Annotated in this window: 15 protein-coding genes; 10 read left to right on the top strand and 5 right to left on the bottom strand. The window is 71.4% G+C overall.

The genetic code is table 11. From position 1 onward, the window contains the following. Positions 1–55 precede the first annotated feature (55 nt). Positions 56–769: a M50 family metallopeptidase gene (locus RLT59_RS11650; protein WP_311303336.1), complete on the bottom strand. Its 714-nt coding sequence runs from the start codon at positions 767–769 to the stop codon at positions 56–58. A gap of 65 nt (positions 770–834) precedes the next feature. Between RLT59_RS11650 and RLT59_RS11645 the strand changes: the two genes are divergently transcribed. From RLT59_RS11645 to RLT59_RS11605, 9 genes are all read left to right on the top strand, one after another. Continuing rightward, a complete protein-coding gene (locus RLT59_RS11645) occupies positions 835–1,650 on the top strand; it encodes an SOS response-associated peptidase (RefSeq protein ID WP_311303335.1) in 816 nt (271 codons plus the stop codon). A 65-nt stretch (positions 1,651–1,715) separates the two neighbouring features. Further along, on the top strand, positions 1,716–2,402 hold the full coding sequence (locus RLT59_RS11640) for an alpha/beta hydrolase family protein (protein ID WP_311303334.1): 687 nt from the start codon (positions 1,716–1,718) through the stop codon (positions 2,400–2,402). A 273-nt stretch (positions 2,403–2,675) separates the two neighbouring features. Next, positions 2,676–3,332 (top strand): sigma-70 family RNA polymerase sigma factor, encoded by a 657-nt coding sequence (locus RLT59_RS11635; protein ID WP_018105559.1) that lies wholly within the window; start codon positions 2,676–2,678, stop codon positions 3,330–3,332. Beyond that, positions 3,329–3,649 (top strand): mycothiol system anti-sigma-R factor, encoded by a 321-nt coding sequence (gene rsrA, locus RLT59_RS11630; RefSeq protein ID WP_073737027.1) that lies wholly within the window; start codon positions 3,329–3,331, stop codon positions 3,647–3,649. The genes RLT59_RS11635 and rsrA overlap by 4 nt, the downstream gene beginning before the upstream one ends. Positions 3,650–3,795: 146 nt before the next feature. Beyond that, positions 3,796–5,208, top strand: a complete 1,413-nt coding sequence (locus RLT59_RS11625) for an HD-GYP domain-containing protein (RefSeq protein ID WP_311303333.1) — start codon at positions 3,796–3,798, stop codon at positions 5,206–5,208. After that, positions 5,205–6,440 (top strand): HD-GYP domain-containing protein, encoded by a 1,236-nt coding sequence (locus RLT59_RS11620; RefSeq protein ID WP_399125241.1) that lies wholly within the window; start codon positions 5,205–5,207, stop codon positions 6,438–6,440. The genes RLT59_RS11625 and RLT59_RS11620 overlap by 4 nt, the downstream gene beginning before the upstream one ends. Before the next feature lie 90 nt (positions 6,441–6,530). Next, a complete protein-coding gene (locus RLT59_RS11615) occupies positions 6,531–7,523 on the top strand; it encodes a tetratricopeptide repeat protein (protein WP_311303332.1) in 993 nt (330 codons plus the stop codon). A gap of 106 nt (positions 7,524–7,629) precedes the next feature. Continuing rightward, positions 7,630–8,277 carry a peptide deformylase gene (gene def / locus RLT59_RS11610; protein ID WP_311303331.1) on the top strand — a complete coding sequence of 216 codons (648 nt, stop codon included), beginning with the start codon at positions 7,630–7,632 and terminating at the stop codon, positions 8,275–8,277. 165 nt (positions 8,278–8,442) lie between these two features. After that, the gene (locus RLT59_RS11605) at positions 8,443–9,174 is read left to right on the top strand and encodes a D-Ala-D-Ala carboxypeptidase family metallohydrolase (RefSeq protein WP_311303330.1); all 732 of its coding nucleotides are present in this window, start codon (positions 8,443–8,445) and stop codon (positions 9,172–9,174) included. Positions 9,175–9,251: 77 nt separating this feature from the next. On the opposite strand, the gene RLT59_RS11600 is transcribed toward RLT59_RS11605, so the two are convergent. Beyond that, positions 9,252–11,168: a glycoside hydrolase family 20 protein gene (locus RLT59_RS11600; RefSeq protein ID WP_311303329.1), complete on the bottom strand. Its 1,917-nt coding sequence runs from the start codon at positions 11,166–11,168 to the stop codon at positions 9,252–9,254. Between the two features lie 90 nt (positions 11,169–11,258). Beyond that, on the bottom strand, positions 11,259–12,233 hold the full coding sequence (locus RLT59_RS11595; protein ID WP_311303328.1) for a helix-turn-helix domain-containing protein: 975 nt from the start codon (positions 12,231–12,233) through the stop codon (positions 11,259–11,261). 81 nt (positions 12,234–12,314) lie between these two features. Here RLT59_RS11595 and RLT59_RS11590 point away from each other — a divergent pair, with 81 nt between their 5' ends. Beyond that, positions 12,315–12,527: a hypothetical protein gene (locus tag RLT59_RS11590; RefSeq protein WP_311303327.1), complete on the top strand. Its 213-nt coding sequence runs from the start codon at positions 12,315–12,317 to the stop codon at positions 12,525–12,527. 5 nt (positions 12,528–12,532) lie between these two features. Here the strand turns inward: RLT59_RS11590 and RLT59_RS11585 are convergent, their stop codons facing one another. Continuing rightward, positions 12,533–13,549: a ribonucleotide-diphosphate reductase subunit beta gene (locus tag RLT59_RS11585; protein ID WP_311303326.1), complete on the bottom strand. Its 1,017-nt coding sequence runs from the start codon at positions 13,547–13,549 to the stop codon at positions 12,533–12,535. Further along, complete coding sequence (locus tag RLT59_RS11580) at positions 13,549–15,945, bottom strand: ribonucleoside-diphosphate reductase subunit alpha (RefSeq protein ID WP_311303325.1); 2,397 nt, start codon at positions 15,943–15,945, stop codon at positions 13,549–13,551. Before RLT59_RS11580 ends, RLT59_RS11585 begins: the two co-directional genes overlap by 1 nt. Positions 15,946–16,048 lie beyond the last annotated feature (103 nt).

Raw genomic sequence — 16,048 nt, 5'->3', positions numbered from 1 at the left:
TAACGAAAGAGTGGTAAAGGGAGCCGGGCCACAGGTCCCGCGACCGGCCCCCGGGTCACAGGCCCAGCAGCCAGCGGCCGCCGCCGATCAGCGAGCAGAGCGACACGGCGTGGAACAGGAACAGCCACAGCGCGGCCGGTACGTCCGTCAGCCGGGACAGCTGGTCCGCGTCCGAGTCCGGCGCGCCGCCGTGCCGCCGCTTCGACTGGAGCTCGAACGCCGGACGCACCCCGCCCAGCAGCAGGAACCAGACCGCGCTGTACGCGAACAGCGACTGCCAGTCGGGTGAGGCCAGCCACGACATCAGCAGGAAGAGCGAACCGGTGAAGATCACCGTCAGGGCCCCGTACACATTGCGGATCATCACCAGCATCACCGCGAGCAGCGCCGTGGCCAGCCAGAGCAGCAGCGTGATCCGGCCGTCGGCCAGCAGCCAGGCGCCCCCGAGCCCGAGCAGCGGCGGCGCGGTGTAGCCCGCCGCCGCGGTGAGGACCATGCCGATGCCGGTCGGCTTGCCCCGGCTCACCGTCAGCCCGCTGGTGTCCGAGTGCAGCCGGATGCCCGACAGCTGACGCCCGCTGAGCAGCGCGATCAGCCCGTGACCGCCTTCGTGGGCGATGGTGATCGCGTTGCGGGTCAGCCGCCATATGACGTTCGGCACGACAGCGATGAGCGCGGCGGTGGCGGTCACCACGACCAGCCACTGCTCGGGGGCCGGCTGGGTGCCGAAGACGCGGTCCCAGAGATTGCCGAGATCGGTGCTGTCCATGGCGCGGGCGGCTCCTTGCGGTATTGACGTCCGGTCGGGATGACGGTCGTGGCAGTCTGGCACTTATGTGCGGACGGTATGCAGCGAGTCGGCGGCCCGAGGATCTGACCGGACTTTTCCATGTGGAGAAGTGGGAACCGGCCGAGACTCTGGAGCCCGACTACAACGTGGCGCCGACCAAGGAGGTCTACGCCGTACTGGAGCGTCCGGTGAAAGACGCGGATGACCAGCGTCCGGTTCGCCAGCTGCGCGCACTGAAATGGGGGCTCGTCCCCTCCTGGGCCAAATCGCCGGAGGGCGGCGCCCGGATGATCAACGCCCGCGCCGAAACCGTGCACGAGAAGCCGTCCTTCCGCCGCCCCTTCGTCTCGCGCCGCTGCATCCTGCCGGCCGACGGCTATTACGAGTGGCTGACCGGCAGCGAGGAGCGGCAGCTTGAGGAGAAGGGCCGCAAGAAGCGGCCGCGCAAGCAGCCGTACTTCGTGACCCCCGCCGACGGCTCTGTCTTCGCGATGGCCGGGCTCTACGAGTTCTGGCGCGACCGCACCCTGCCGGACGACCATCCGCAGGCCTGGTGGGTGACCTGTTCGGTGATCACCACGGAGGCGGAGACGAGCCCGCTCGCCGTCGCCCCGGCCGAGGGCCCCGCCGCGCTCGCCGACATCCACCCCCGGATGCCGCTGATGCTCACCCCGGACCGCTGGGACGACTGGCTGGACCCCTCCCGCACCGACGTGGAGGAGCTGCGGGGCCTGCTCGCGCCCCCGCCCGGCGGGCTGATGCGGGCCTACCCGGTGGCCACTGCCGTCAGCAACGTCCGCAACAACGGCCCCGAGCTGATGGACGAGCTGGCCGCGCCCGAGGTCGGCACGCTGTTCTGAGGCACGCTGTTCCGAGCCACGCGCCGGACCCCCGTCCGCCCGCCACGGGTTGGTTGGATGGAGGCGTGAACGCCACCGAGAAGGAACCGCGCACCAAGAAGGACACGCGCACCGAGAAGCACCCCCGAACCGAGACGGTCGAGACCGGGGCCGGGACCGCCCGGATCAGCTGGCTGCCCGCGAGTGAGCCCCGTCTCCTGCTCGCCCTCGGCCACGGGGCGGGCGGCGGCATCGAGGCCCGGGACCTGCGGGCGCTGGCCGCCGTACTGCCCGCCCACGGAGTGAGCGTCGCTCTGGTGGAGCAGCCCTGGCGGGTGGCCGGGAAGAAGCTCGCGCCCGCCCCGAAGACCCTGGACACCGGCTGGCGCGACCTGTGGCCGGTCCTGGCCGCCGCCGGGCTCCCGGTCGTCGCCGGCGGGCGCAGCGCAGGGGCCAGGGTGGCCTGCCGCACCGCGTCCGGCCTCGGCGCCCGCGCGGTCCTCGCGCTCAGCTTCCCGCTGCACCCCCCGGGCCGCCCGGAGAAGTCCCGCGCAAACGAGTTGCTGGCCTCCGGCGTGCCCACGCTCGTCGTCCAGGGCGGCAACGACCCGTTCGGCGGACCCGCCGAATTCCCGCCGGGGGAGTACCGGATCACCGAGGTGCCGCACGGGGACCACGGCTTCGCCGTACCGAAGCGCTCCGGGGTGACCGAGGATCAGGCGATGGAGATCCTCACCTCCGCGGTGACCGGGTGGCTGGCCGGAATCGTGTGACGCGACACCCGGGAATGTTGGGCGAGGGGCCGCTGTTGTGCGGGATGTCGGTACACCAACGTCGTATGTGGAGAGGGAGTCCGTCGCATGGGTTCGACCATCTGCCCGCGTCGCTCGAACGCCGCTGACCTGGAGTGGACGGTGCTGCACGCGGCCAAGACCACTCCCGAGCGGGCACTGAGCGGATCGGATCGACAGCCCGCGCCGGACCAAGGTCGACTATTCTCCGATTCGAGCGGGTCCGGTTTCGGCTCCGCCACAGCGTTGGAGGAGGTGGGTCCGGTCACTGGGACCGACACAGGGACCGACGACGGCCGCCCGCAGGAGACGACCGCCGAGCGCAACGCGCGCTTCGAGCGCGATGCCCTCGGTTTCCTCGACCAGATGTACTCGGCCGCGCTGCGCATGACGCGCAACCCCGCGGACGCCGAGGACCTGGTCCAGGAGACGTACGCCAAGGCGTACGGCTCGTTCCACCAGTTCCGTGAGGGGACCAACCTCAAGGCGTGGATGTACCGCATCCTCACCAACACGTTCATCAACTCGTACCGCAAGAAGCAGCGCGAACCCCAGCGCAGTGCGGCCGAGGAGATCGAGGACTGGCAGCTGGCCCGCGCCGAGTCGCACATGTCGACCGGTCTGCGCTCCGCCGAGTCCCAGGCCCTCGACCACCTGCCCGACTCCGATGTGAAGTCCGCGCTGCAGGCGATCCCCGAAGAGTTCCGCATCGCCGTCTATCTCGCCGATGTCGAGGGCTTTGCCTACAAGGAGATCGCGGACATCATGGGGACACCCATCGGTACGGTGATGTCCCGACTGCACCGGGGCCGCCGTCAACTGCGCGGCATGCTGGAGGACTACGCCCGTGACCGCGGGCTCGTGCCGGCGGGCGCCGGTGAGTCGGACGATCGGAAAGGCTCGGGCTCATGAGCTGCGGAGAGCCGCACGAGACGGATTGCTCAGAGGTCCTTGACCACCTCTACGAGTTCCTCGACCGGGAGATGCCGGACAGCGACTGCACCAAGTTCGAGACGCACTTCGGTGAGTGCTCTCCCTGCCTGGAGAAGTACGGGCTCGAACAGGCCGTGAAGAAGCTGGTGAAGCGCTGCTGCGGTCAGGACGACGTACCGACCGACCTGCGCTCCAAGGTGATGGGGCGGATCGACCTGATCCGCTCCGGCCAGGCGGTGCCCGAACAGGACGTGACGGTCTCCGACAGCGAGCTGCCGGCCGCTGCCAAGGACTGACGCATCACCCGAACGTGCTAATCGCGGCCGTCCCCCCTGAGTCGCCGCCCCCAAATCGTTAGCCTGGCGCCTCCATTGGCGATGCCGGGACGCGTTCGCGAACCGGCGAGACCTTCGCGGACGCGACCTGGGGGCGGGCGGATCGGGTGAGAGCCACACGCGGCGTGGCGCGGGCGTACATCCTGGCGGTCGCGCTCTGCGCCGCACTCTGCGTGCTGCCCGCCCTGCGTCCCGACGCGGACACCCCATGGACCACCCTCGCCCTGCTCACCGGGCTCTACCTGCTGTGCGAGCTCCCCGGGCGCCGCCCCTTCTTCGGCGGCTCCGTACCGATCAGTGCCGGATCGTTCTTCCCGCTGCTCCTCGCGGCCGCCTTCCTGCTGCCGCCGGGAGCCGCGGCGCTGGTCGCGATACCCGGCTCGTTCGCCGGCCGGGTGGAGCACCCCCCGGCCGCCGCCCGCCGCGTCTGGCGGGCGGCCCAGCTCGCCGTCACCGTCTGGGCGGCCTCCCAGGTACACGCCCTGCTCGGCGGGCCCGCCGCGCTCGGCGGCTCCGGAGCCGGGCGGCTGCCGGAGCTCCCGTACGCGCTGCTGCCCGCCTGCGCCGCCGCCCTCGCCTTCAGCCTGGTGCTGAGCGCGCTGGACGGCTCGATCCTGGCCGCCGCCGAACAACTGCCCGTCCGCCGCGCCTGGAGCGGGCTGCTGCCCCGCGCGCTCGGCCCGCACCTCGTGCACGGCCTCGCCGGACTGATGATGGCAGTCCTGTGGAACAGCTCGTACGGGCCGCTGGCCGCGCTCTTCGTCCTGCTGCCGATGTACATCTCCTGCTGGGTGTTCGCCCAGTACCACCGCGAGCACGCCGCGCACCGCGCCACGATCAGGGCCCTGGTACAGGCCGTCGACATCAAGGACACCTACACCCGGGGCCACAGCGAGCGCGTGGGGCGCGCCTCCGTGCTGATCGCCGATGAGCTGGGCATGGCCAGGGACCGCGTCGAAGTGCTCCGGTTCGCCGGCATCCTGCACGACGTCGGCAAGCTCGGCGTGCCGACCCGGGTACTGCGCAAGGACGGTCCGCTGACACCGGAGGAGCGCCGGGTGATCGAGCTGCACCCGGAGTACGGGCACGAGATCGTGCGCGGCATCGGCTTCCTCGGTGAGGCGCGGGCCGCGATCCTGCACCACCACGAGCGGCTCGACGGCAGCGGATACCCGTACGGGCTCACCGGCCGCGAGATCCCCGAGTTCGCCCGCGTGGTCGCGGTGGCCGACGCCTTCGACGCGATGACCTCGACCCGGTCCTACCGGCCGGGGCGCCCGGTGCCGGCCGCCGTGGAGGAGCTCAAGCGGTGCGCCGGCACCCAGTTCGACCCGCAGATGGTGCGGGCGCTGGCCCGCGGCCTGGAACGGCACGGATGGGTGTCGGCCCCCGTGACGGTGACGGGGGCCGAGGTACCGGGGGCGCGCGGCGAGGGCCGGGACATGGGCTCCGGGGCCGTCCCGGGGCCGGTTCGTCCGCCCTCGCCGGACGGGCTCGACATCGGCGCGTCCGAGCGGTGAACGCCACCCCGGCCGTGCGCGCCGCCGCCCTCGCGCTCACCGCCGTCGCACTCGCCCACACCCTCTGGCACGGGGTCCACGACCCCGGCCACGCCCTCGCCTTCGGCGTGCTCATCGCCATCGGTGAGCTGGCCCGCTGGGGCGCGCTCCCCGGGGAACGGGAGCCCGCGCCCCTCGGCGCCGCCGGAGCTCTCGCGTACGCCCTGCTCGGGCGCAGCGGCGGGGAGCCCACCGGGCAGGGCGCCCTCCAGGTGGTCGCCGTGCTCGTCGCGGCCCAGCTGGCTGCCTCCGTGCCCCATGTCGCACGCGGCCGGGGGCCCGGCCCCGACCAGCTGGCCCGACGCGTCCTGACCGTGGCCTTCGCTGCCGTGTGCTTCCAGCCGCTCTACAACTCCGGCCGGTCCGAGAACTGGTTCGGCGACGGGCCGTACTACGCGGCCTTCCTGCTCGTGCTGCTCGGCCTCACCGCGCTGTGCGACGCCGTCCTCGGCGCCCTGCTGCTGCGGGCCGGCACCCCCGTCCCGTACGGCCCGCTGCTCCGCGACGAGCTGCGGGCCCTGCTGGGCATCGGCTCCGCGGTCTGCGCGACCGGGGCGGTCATGGCGCTCGGGGTCGCGGCGGCCGGACTGTGGGCGCTGCCCGTCCTGTGCGTACCGCTGCTGCTCACCCAGCTGTCCTTCCGCCGCTTCGTCGCCGTGCGCACCACCTACCGGCAGACCATCGCCTCGCTCGCCCGCTCCACCGAGATCGCCGGATACACCCCGCACGGCCATGCCCGCAGGGTGGCGGCGCTCTGCACGGCGGTCGGCCGTGAGCTGGGGCTCTCCGGGCCGGAGCTCACGGTCCTGGAGTACGCGGCCCTGATGCACGACATCGGGCAGCTCTCGCTCGTGGACCCGGTCCCGGAGGGCGCCACCGCCACGCTGCCCGCCGCCGAGCAGCGCCGGATCGCACTGCTCGGCGGGGCCGTGGTCCGCCAGACCGGGGTCGACGCGAAGGTGGCCGTCGTGGTCGAGCGGCAGGCCGACCCCTTCCGCGAGCAGCCGCTGTCCGCCAGGATCGTCAGAGCGGTCAACGCGTACGACGACCTGTGCGGGGAGAGCGCGGGCGGGCCGCTCGGCGCGCTGGAACGGCTCAGGCTCGGGACCGCTCACGACTATCAGCCCCAGGTCGTGGAATCGCTCGCCCGGGTTCTGGCCAGGGGCGGTCTGACCCCCGTCCCGCCTGGGTAACCCATGGGTAATGAGCGGGCGTCCGGTCGGGCATGGTTGGATGCGAAGAGAGCGGAAAACGAGGGTGTCCAGTCGGGACAGGCGGGAATCGTGAGGATCTTCGGGAAGGTACGGCATCGGCCCTCCGCCTCTTGGCGGCAGGCCACGGACCGCGCGTTCACGCTGATCGGCGACGGCCGGTACGAGGACGCGGGCGCACTGCTGACGCGTGCGGCGGACCTGGAGCCCTGGCTCTCCGAGTCATGGTTCAACCTGGCGCTGCTGCACAAGCTCCGGCATGACTGGGAGCAGGCGCGGGCCGCCGGGCTGCGGGCCGTCGCGCTGCTCGACAAGGAGTCCGGCGCTCCCGACTGGTGGAACGTCGGGATCGCCGCCACCGCGCTGCAGGACTGGCCGCTGGCGCGCCGGGCCTGGCAGGCGTACGGGCTGAGGGTGCCCGGAGGCGGGCAGCAGACCCCCGCCTCCAACAGCGAGCCGGTCGGCATGGACCTGGGCAGTGCGGCCGTACGGCTGTCGCCGGAGGGCGAGGCCGAGGTCGTGTGGGGCCGCAGGCTGGATCCGGCGCGGATGGAAGTGCTGTCGATCCCGCTGCCGTCCTCCGGGCGGCGCTGGGGCGAGGTCGTGCTGCACGACGGGGTGCCGAACGGCGAGCGGATCACCGCGGCCGGGCCCTCGTACCCCGTGTTCGACGAGATAGAGCTGTGGGCGCCGTCCCCCGTGCCGACCTGGGTGGTGCTCCTCGAAGCCGCCACGGAGGCGGACCGGGACGCCCTGGAGCAGCTGGCCTCCGACGCCGGTTTCGCGGCGGAGGACTGGTCCTCGTCCGTCCGGCTGCTCTGCCGGGCCTGCTCGGAGAGCCGGATGGAGAGCGACGAGGGCGACGGCGAGCACCTCGACCCGCACGACCACAGCGAGCCGGGCCACCCCGGACCGCTGGGCCACCGCACCGCCGGTGAGCTGTGGGTACCGGAGCGTGAGTGCGGGCTGGCCGCGCCCGCCGGGCTGGTGCGCGGGCTGCTGGACGGCTGGGTGGCGGACAGCCCGGACAGCCGGGAGTGGCGGGATCTGGAAGAGGTCTGCTGACCCGTACCCGTAGGCTGTACGCGCACCGATTCCGGTGTTCGGGTGCCCGGGTCCTCGCGAGCCGCGGATCCCGGGTCCCAGGTTGTGAGGAAGGCGTACGGCGGACATGGCGCAGGAGCAGACGGACGAGCAGATCAGCGTCGACGGCGTCGATGACGAGGGGTTTCTCGTAGACACCGAGGACTGCGAGGCGCGTGAGGCGGCCTATCGCGAGCGCGGCACCTCGCGCCCGATCACGGTGGTGGGCAATCCGGTCCTGCACAAGGAGTGCAAGGCCGTCACGGAGTTCGACGACAAGCTGGCCGCGCTGATCGACGACATGTTCGCCAGCCAGCGGACGGCGGAGGGCGTGGGCCTGGCCGCCAACCAGATCGGCGTCGACCTCAAGGTCTTCGTCTACGACTGCCCGGACGACGACGGGGTGCGGCACACCGGCGTCATCTGCAACCCGGTGCTGGAGGAGCTGGCGCCGGAAGAGCGCGTCCTGGACGACTCCAACGAGGGCTGCCTCTCGGTCCCGACGGCGTACGCCTCGCTGGCCCGCCCGGACTACGCGGTGGTGCGAGGACAGGACGCGAAGGGCAACCCGGTCAAGGTGCGGGGCAACGGCTACTTCGCCCGCTGCCTCCAGCACGAGACGGACCACCTGTACGGGTACCTGTACATCGACCGGCTCTCCAAGCGCGACCGCAAGGACGCGCTCCGGCAGATGGAGGAGAACACCCCGCGCTACGAGACCGTGCCGAACAGCTGAACCGGCTGAGCGCACAGCTGTGCGGGGCCCTGTCCCGGTTCGCCGGGGCAGCGCCCCGCTGCTTCTCTCTCCCGTCAACCTGCCTTCCCCCCGGGCGTAGTTGACGCGCGTCGACTCGTCCGACAGTCTCTCTGTCCACACCTTCGTCGTGATAGGGAGCCCCCCATGCTCAGACGTTCCGCGAGACTCCTGCTCGGCCTTGTCATGACCATGGCTTTCGCGCTGGGCGGGGCCGTGGCCACGGCCGGCACGGCCCAGGCCGACGGCTGCTACACCTGGACCCGTACGCTCTCCCCGGGCGCCACCGGCAACGATGTCGTCCAGCTCCAGATCCGGGTGGCCGGATACCCCGGGTACAACTCCGTACTCGCCGTGGACGGCTCCTACGGGCCCGCCACCACAGCCGCCGTCAAGCGCTTCCAGGCCGCCTACGGGCTGGCCGCCGACGGCGTCGCGGGCCCCGCCACCCAGGCCAAGCTCTACGCCCTCCAGGACAACGACTGCACGCCCGTCCACTTCACGTACGCCGAACTCAACAAGTGCAACAGCACCTGGGCCGGTGGCGCGGTCGCGGCGGGAACGGCGAAAGCCAACGCGCTCAGCACCATGTGGAAACTGGAGGCGCTGCGCCACGCGCTCGGCGACCACCCCATCACCATCAACAGCGGTTTCCGCTCCACGTCCTGCAACAGTTCGGTCGGTGGTGCCTCGAACAGCCGGCACCTGTACGGCGACGCGGCCGACCTCGGCGGCATCGCCTTCTGCACCCTGGCCAAGGAGGCCCGCAACCACGGGTTCAACGGCATCCTCGGCCCGGGGTACCCGGACCACAACGACCACGTCCACGTGAACCAGGGCCCGAGCCACTTCTGGTCGGCGCCGAACTGCGGTATCTGACTCCGGACCGGTCCGGAGAACAAGCCCTCGGGCGCACGTGTGGGGCCCGCCGTGACGGCGGGCCCCACAGTCGCGCGTCAGGCGGATTTCGCTGTCAGGCGCGTCCCGCCCGTCGTCTGTACCGCGGCGCCGTCCCCGGCCCGCTCCGTCAGCCGGAGCTGCGAGACGGCGTTGCGCAGAACCAGCGCACCCGCCCCGGCGTCCGGCTGCCAGCGCTGGGTGCGCGCGGCCGCGGAGCAGGTCCCGAGCGACAGCTCGGCACCCACCTCCAGCGGCGCACCCAGGTACTTCTTCCCGCGTACCGCGTCCAGACACCTGCCGGTCCGCTCCGAGCGGACCGTGTAGTACCCGTCGGCGGTCGCGGTCAGCGTCCAGCCGTCCGTCGCGCCCCTGGCCAGGGACACCCCGGAGTCCGCGCCGGGCGCGAGCGCCTTCGCGCCCGCTGTCAGCCGGTAGGTGCCGTCGGCCAGCGGGGTGCGGTCGGTGTTCGCCCAGCCGGGAGCGTGACCGATCCGCCGGGCCAGCGCCTCGAATCCGGCGTACGTGTCACTCGGCTTCGGGCCGCCCCAGGTGGCCTGGGCGATGAAGCGCAGCGGCATGAAGACCTTCGCCTCCACCTCGTTCTCGGTCTCGGCGGCCGCGCTGTCCGGCCAGAGGCTGATCTTCGCGCCGGTCAGGTTCGCCGCCGTGGCGGGCCGCGTCTCGCCCTCGAAGCTCAGTGGCGTCCAGTCGCTCTCGTACAGCTTGCGCGTGTCCATCGTGAAGCCGCCGCGCACCAGGTAGAGGGAGTAGGCGGAGTTCATCACCGGACGGCCCTCGGCCAGCAGCTCCGACGGCTGCTGGATGGCGCCGCCGCCGAGCCAGTGCTCGACGGCGATGTCGCGGTCCAGCGGCACGGCGCCGTTGTGGCCGAGCAGCCCGTCGTTCCAGATCCGCAGCGACCGGCCGCCGGCCTTCACATGCGCGTTGACCTGGTTGATGAAGTCGACGAAGAGGTCGTCGGGGGTGGCCGAGGCGCCGAACCTCGCGGTCGCGGCCGTCTGGAGCTGCGGATAGTCCGGGTACGAGGACCCGATCATGTACTCGTCGCCGCCCATGTGCCAGGTGCGGGTGTCCCACACCTCCAGGGCCTCGTCGACCAGGGAGGTGTAGTACGTCAGCGCCTCGGGCCGCGAGATGTCCAGCCGGGGCGGCGAGGCGACACCGTCCTTGTCCTTGAGCTGGAGCTCGGGGTGGTTCTCCAGGTAGGTGTCCATGTGGCCGGGGGAGTTGATCTCCGGCACCAGCTCGATGTGGTACTTCTTCGCCATCGCGGCCAGGGACCGGATCTGCGGCTTGGTGTAGTACCCCCAGAACGCGGACTCCGGGGCGGTGTCGCTCCTGACCTTCGCCTCGATCCAGAGCTGGTTGAGCTTCTGCGAGGCCATGTCCTTCATCAGCCGCTCGAACCACGGCAGGGACACGTTGATGTAGCAGGCGCAGACCCCGACCCCGCGCTCCCGGTACGCGGGCACATCGGTCGCCGAGCCCCGGGCCGCTCGGCCGTCGCCGTTCAGCAGCTGGAGCACGGTGCGCGAACCGTAGAACACCCCCGTGGAGGTCGCCGCGGTGACGGTGACCCGGTCCCCGACATCGAGCCGGTAGCCCTCCGCGCCCAGCGCCCCCTTCAGGGACGCGTCCTGGCGCAGCACCACGTCGCCGGACCTGGCCCTGCCCCGGGAGACCGGAGCGCTGCCCTTCAGCTCGCCCGCGAACCTCTTCGCGTCGTCGGCGGTGCGCTGCTCCCGTACCCCGTCCAGCACGATCCTGGCCCGGTCCGTGAGGGTGAACTCCCCCTCGCCGGGCTGCCACTGCCGCAGCGAGGGCAGCACTTCCGGTGGCGGAGCAGCGGCGGGTCCGTCCACGGCGGCGGCGCTCTGCCAGGGCAGGAGTGTGGCGGCGAGCGCGGCCACCACGGCCCCGATGGTCCTTCGTCTTGCCGTCCGGATGTCCATCGTCAGAGCCTGGCCCGCCCGCCGGGGGGCGGTCCATGGACAGGTGCGGCAAAGGGTTGGACGAATGATCGGATGTCGACGCGGCCGGTATCAGGCGACTTCGGTCAGCTCCGAAGGCCCTCGGAAGGTCCTGCGGTACGCGTTCGGCGTGGTGCCCAAGGAGCGTACGAACTGGTGGCGCAGGGCCGCGGCGTTGCCGAAGCCCGCCAGTCCCGCGATCGTGTCCATCGTTTCGTCCGATGTCTCCAGGAGGTGTTGTGCCAGCAGCACCCGCTGACGCAGCAGCCAGCGGTACGGGGTGGTGCCTGTCTCCTGCTGGAAGCGCCGGGCGAAGGTGCGCGGCGACATGTGCGCCTGGGCGGCGAGCTGTTCGATGGTCATCTCCTCGTTCAGATGCCGCTCCATCCACACGAGGGTGTCACCGACCGTGTCGCAGCGGCCCCGGGGCAGCGGCCGCTGGATGTACTGCGCCTGCCCGCCGTCGCGGTGCGGCGGCACCACCATGCGGCGGGCGATGGTGTTGGCGGCGGCGGGCCCGTACGCCTGGCGGACCAGGTGCAGACAGGCGTCGATGCCCGCGGCCGTGCCCGCGGAGGTGATCACGGAGCCCTCGTCCACGTACAGCACATCGGGTTCGACGACGGCCCGCGGGAAGCGGCGGGCCAGCGCGTCGGAGTGGCGCCAGTGCGTGGTGCAGCGGCGGCCGTCCAGCAGCCCGGCCGCCCCCAGTACGAACGCCCCCGAGCAGACGCTCAGCACCCGGGCACCGCGGTCCACGGCCCGGCGCAGCGCGTCCAGGGCCTCCTGCGGGTACTCCCGGTCCGCGGCCTGGCCGCTGGCCGGCACGGCGATGAGGTCGGCCTCCTCCAGGCGGTCGAGGCCGTACGGGGTGCTGATGCTGAACCCCGCGTGGGTAGGGAGCACCGGGCCCTCGGCGGAGACCACGGCGAAATCCTGCACCGGAAGACCCTCGTCGCTGCGGTCGAGGCCGAACACCTCGCAGAGCACACCGAGTTCGAAGGGGTGGACCTCACCGAGCAGCAGGACCGCGACATTTTTCAGCATGACCCCAGTGTGGCAGTAATTCGATGCTCTATGACATTCCTGCCACTGCCGGATTCCGTCGGCACGGACGAGAGTAGAGCCATGAACACATTCCAGAACGTCCTGGGCGTATCAGCTGTTATCGCCCTCGTCCTGCTCCCGGCTCTGATCGGGATCGCCCGCGAACTCCGCATCGACCGCGAGCTCCGGGACGCGGAACGGGACCGGAGAACCGCACCACCGGAAACGGCGGACGCCGCGCAGCCGGTGAAGGCCGCACGGCGTCCGTACGTCAGGAGCTGGGCGAGGATCTGAAGGGCTCAGAACTCGTCGTCGAAACCGACCGTGCCCTCGACCGCCACCTGGTACGCCGACGGGCGGCGCTCGAAGAAGTTCGTGAGCTCCTGGACGCCCTGGAGCTCCATGAACGAGAACGGATTCTGCGATCCGTACACCGCGGGGAAGCCCAGCCGGGCCAGCCGCTGGTCGGCGACGCACTCCAGGTACTCGCGCATGGACTCGGTGTTCATGCCCGGCAGCCCCTCGCCGCACAGGTCGCGGCCGAACTGCAGCTCCGCCTCGACGGCCTCCTTCAGCATGTCGGTGACCTGCTGCTGGAGGGCGTCGTCGAAGAGCTCGGGCTCCTCCTTGCGGACGGTGTCCACCACCTCGAACGCGAAGCTCATGTGCATGGTCTCGTCACGGAAGACCCAGTTGGTTCCGGTGGCGAGACCGTGCAGCAGTCCGCGCGAACGGAACCAGTACACGTAGGCGAACGCGCCGTAGAAGAACAGCCCCTCGATGCACGCCGCGAAGCAGATCAGGTTCAGCAGGAAGCGGCGGCGGTCGGCCTTCGTCTCCAGCCGGTCGATCGTCTCGACCGAGTCCATCCACTTGAAGCAGAACTGCGCCTTCTCACGGATCGAGGGAATCTCCTCGACCGCGTCGAACGCGGCCGCCCGGTCGTCCGGATCAGGCAGGTAGGTGTCCAGCAGCGTCAGATAGAACTGGACGTGCACGGCCTCCTCGAAGAGCTGCCGCGACAGGTACAGCCGCGCCTCGGGGGAGTTGATGTGCTTGTACAGCGTCAGCACGAGGTTGTTGGAGACGATCGAGTCACCGGTCGCGAAGAACGCGACGAGCCGCCCGATCATGTGCTGCTCGCCCGGCGACAGCTTGGCGAGGTCGGAGACGTCGGAGTGGAGGTCGACCTCCTCCACCGTCCAGGTGTTCTTGATCGCGTCCCGGTAGCGCTCGTAGAAGTCGGGGTAGCGCATGGGCCGCAGGGTCAGCTCGAAGCCCGGGTCGAGCAGGTTCTTGTTCTCGTTGGTGCTCATTACTGGCAGGCCTCGCAGGACTCGGGGTTTTCGAGGGAGCAGGCGATCGCGTCCGCGTCGGGAGCGGCCGCCTGCTGTACGGGAATGGGGGCGGCGGCCGCTGCCTGGCCGGACGCGGCACGCGCGATCCGGGTCGCCGGGCGCGAGCGCAGGTAGTACGTGGTCTTCAGCCCCTGCTTCCAGGCGTACGCGTACATCGAGGAGAGCTTGCCGATCGTCGGCGTCTCCAGGAACAGGTTCAGCGACTGGCTCTGGTCCAGGAACGGCGTACGGGCCGCCGCCATGTCGATCAGTCCGCGCTGCGGGATCTCCCACGCCGTGCGGTACAGCGCCCGCACGTCCTCCGGGATCCAGGCGAAGCCCTGCACGGAGCCGCTGGCCTCGCGCAGCGCCTCGCGGGTCCGCGCGTCCCACACGCCGAGCCGCTTCAGCTCGTCGACCAGGTAGGCGTTGACCTGGAGGAACTCACCGCTGAGCGTCTCGCGCTTGAAGAGGTTGGAGACCTGCGGCTCGATGCACTCGTACACGCCCGCGATCGAGGCGATCGTCGCGGTCGGCGCGATGGCCAGGAGCAGCGAGTTGCGCATGCCGGTCTTCGCGACCCGGGCGCGCAGCGCGTCCCAGCGCTCCGGCCAGTTCAGCTCGGTGTCGTAGTGGTCGGGGTGCAGCACACCGCGTGCGGCACGCGTCTCGGACCAGGCGGGGAGGGGACCCGACCGCTCGGCGAGATCGCAGGACGCCTCGTAGGCGGCGAGCATGATGCGCTCGGAGATCTTCGTGGAGAGCGCGCGGGCCTCGGGGGAGTCGAAGGGCAGCCGCAGCTGGAAGAAGACGTCCTGGAGGCCCATCGCGCCCAGGCCCACCGGCCGCCAGCGGGCGTTGGAGCGCCCGGCCTGCTCGGTCGGGTAGAAGTTGATGTCCACGACCCGGTCCAGGAAGGTCACGGCGGTGCGCACGGTGGCGTCCAGCCGCTCCCAGTCGATCGTGCCGCCCTCGACGAACGCACCGAGGTTGACGGAGCCGAGGTTGCAGACGGCCGTCTCGCCGTCGTCGGTGACCTCAAGGATCTCCGTGCACAGGTTCGAGGAGTGCACCACGCGGCCCGGCTCGGCGGTCTGGTTCGCGGTCCGGTTGGAGGCGTCCTTGAACGTCATCCAGCCCTGGCCGGTCTGCGCGAGGGTCCGCATCATCCGGCCGTACAGCTCACGGGCCGGCATCGTCTTGCGGGCCAGGCCCTTGGCCTCGGCCGCCCGGTACGCGGCGTCGAAGTCGTCGCCCCAGAGGTCGACCAGCTCGGGCACGTCGGCGGGGGAGAACAGCGACCAGGTCCCGTCCGCGTCGACCCGGCGCATGAATTCGTCCGGGATCCAGTGCGCCAGGTTCAGGTTGTGGGTGCGGCGCTGGTCCTCACCGGTGTTGTCGCGCAGCTCCAGGAACTCCTCGATGTCCGCGTGCCAGGTCTCCAGGTAGACGGCGGCGGCGCCCTTGCGCCGGCCGCCCTGGTTGACCGCCGCGACGGAGGCGTCGAGCGTCTTCAGGAACGGCACGATGCCGTTGGAGTGCCCGTTGGTGCCCCGGATCAGCGAACCGCGGGCGCGGATGCGGGAGTACGAGAGGCCGATGCCGCCCGCGTGCTTGGAGAGGCGCGCCACCTGGTGGTAGCGGTCGTAGATCGAGTCCAGCTCGTCCAGCGGCGAGTCCAGCAGGTAGCAGGAGGACATCTGCGGGTGCCGGGTACCGGAGTTGAAGAGCGTCGGGGAGGAGGGCAGGTAGTCCAGCCTGCTCATCAGCCGGTACAGGGCCGCGACCTCGTCCAGCGCCCGCTCGGAGTTGTCCTCCGCGAGCCCGGCGGCCACCCGCAGCATGAAGTGCTGCGGGGTCTCGACGACCTGGCGGGTGATCGGGTGGCGCAGCAGGTAGCGGCTGTGCAGGGTGCGCAGTCCGAAGTAGCCGAAGCGGTCGTCGGCGCCGTCGGTGAGCGCCTGTCCCACCAGGGCGTCCAGGGCGGCCGCGTGCAGCGTCACGAACTCGGCGGTGCGGTCCGCGATCAGGCCCTCGCGGTGTCCGACGGCGACCGAGGCGGAGAAGGACGTCGAGCCCTGCCCGGCCGCCTCGTCCGCGATGGAGCGGGTGAGGAGACGGGCGGCGAGCCGGGAGTAGGCGGGGTCCTCGGAGATCAGGCCCGCGGCCGCCTCGGTGGCCAGCGAGCGCAGCTCGGCCTCGTCCGACCGGGCGTTGCGGCCGCGCAGCGCGGCGGCGGCGACGCGTCCGGGGTCGGTGTCGGGCAGATCCGCGGTGAGCTCGGTGAGGGTCCGCAGCAGTGCGGTGCCCGGTCCGTCGCTCGTGGTTCCCGTTGATTCGGCCGCTGAAACCGGATCGGCTGGCGCGATGGTCACGTGGTGCTCTCCCTCGCTCGGCTCTGGGCCGACGGGGGGAGCGGGGGCAGCCGGGCGGAGCGGGGCCCCGTTCGGGCAGCACTCCGTGCGGCGTCCACCGGCC

It is taken from the genome of Streptomyces sp. ITFR-6 (assembly GCF_031844725.1).
Taxonomy (GTDB): Bacteria; Actinomycetota; Actinomycetes; order Streptomycetales; family Streptomycetaceae; genus Streptomyces.
The sequence above is the reverse complement of the archived record's forward strand: the minus strand, read 5'-3'. Positions and strand labels throughout refer to the sequence as shown.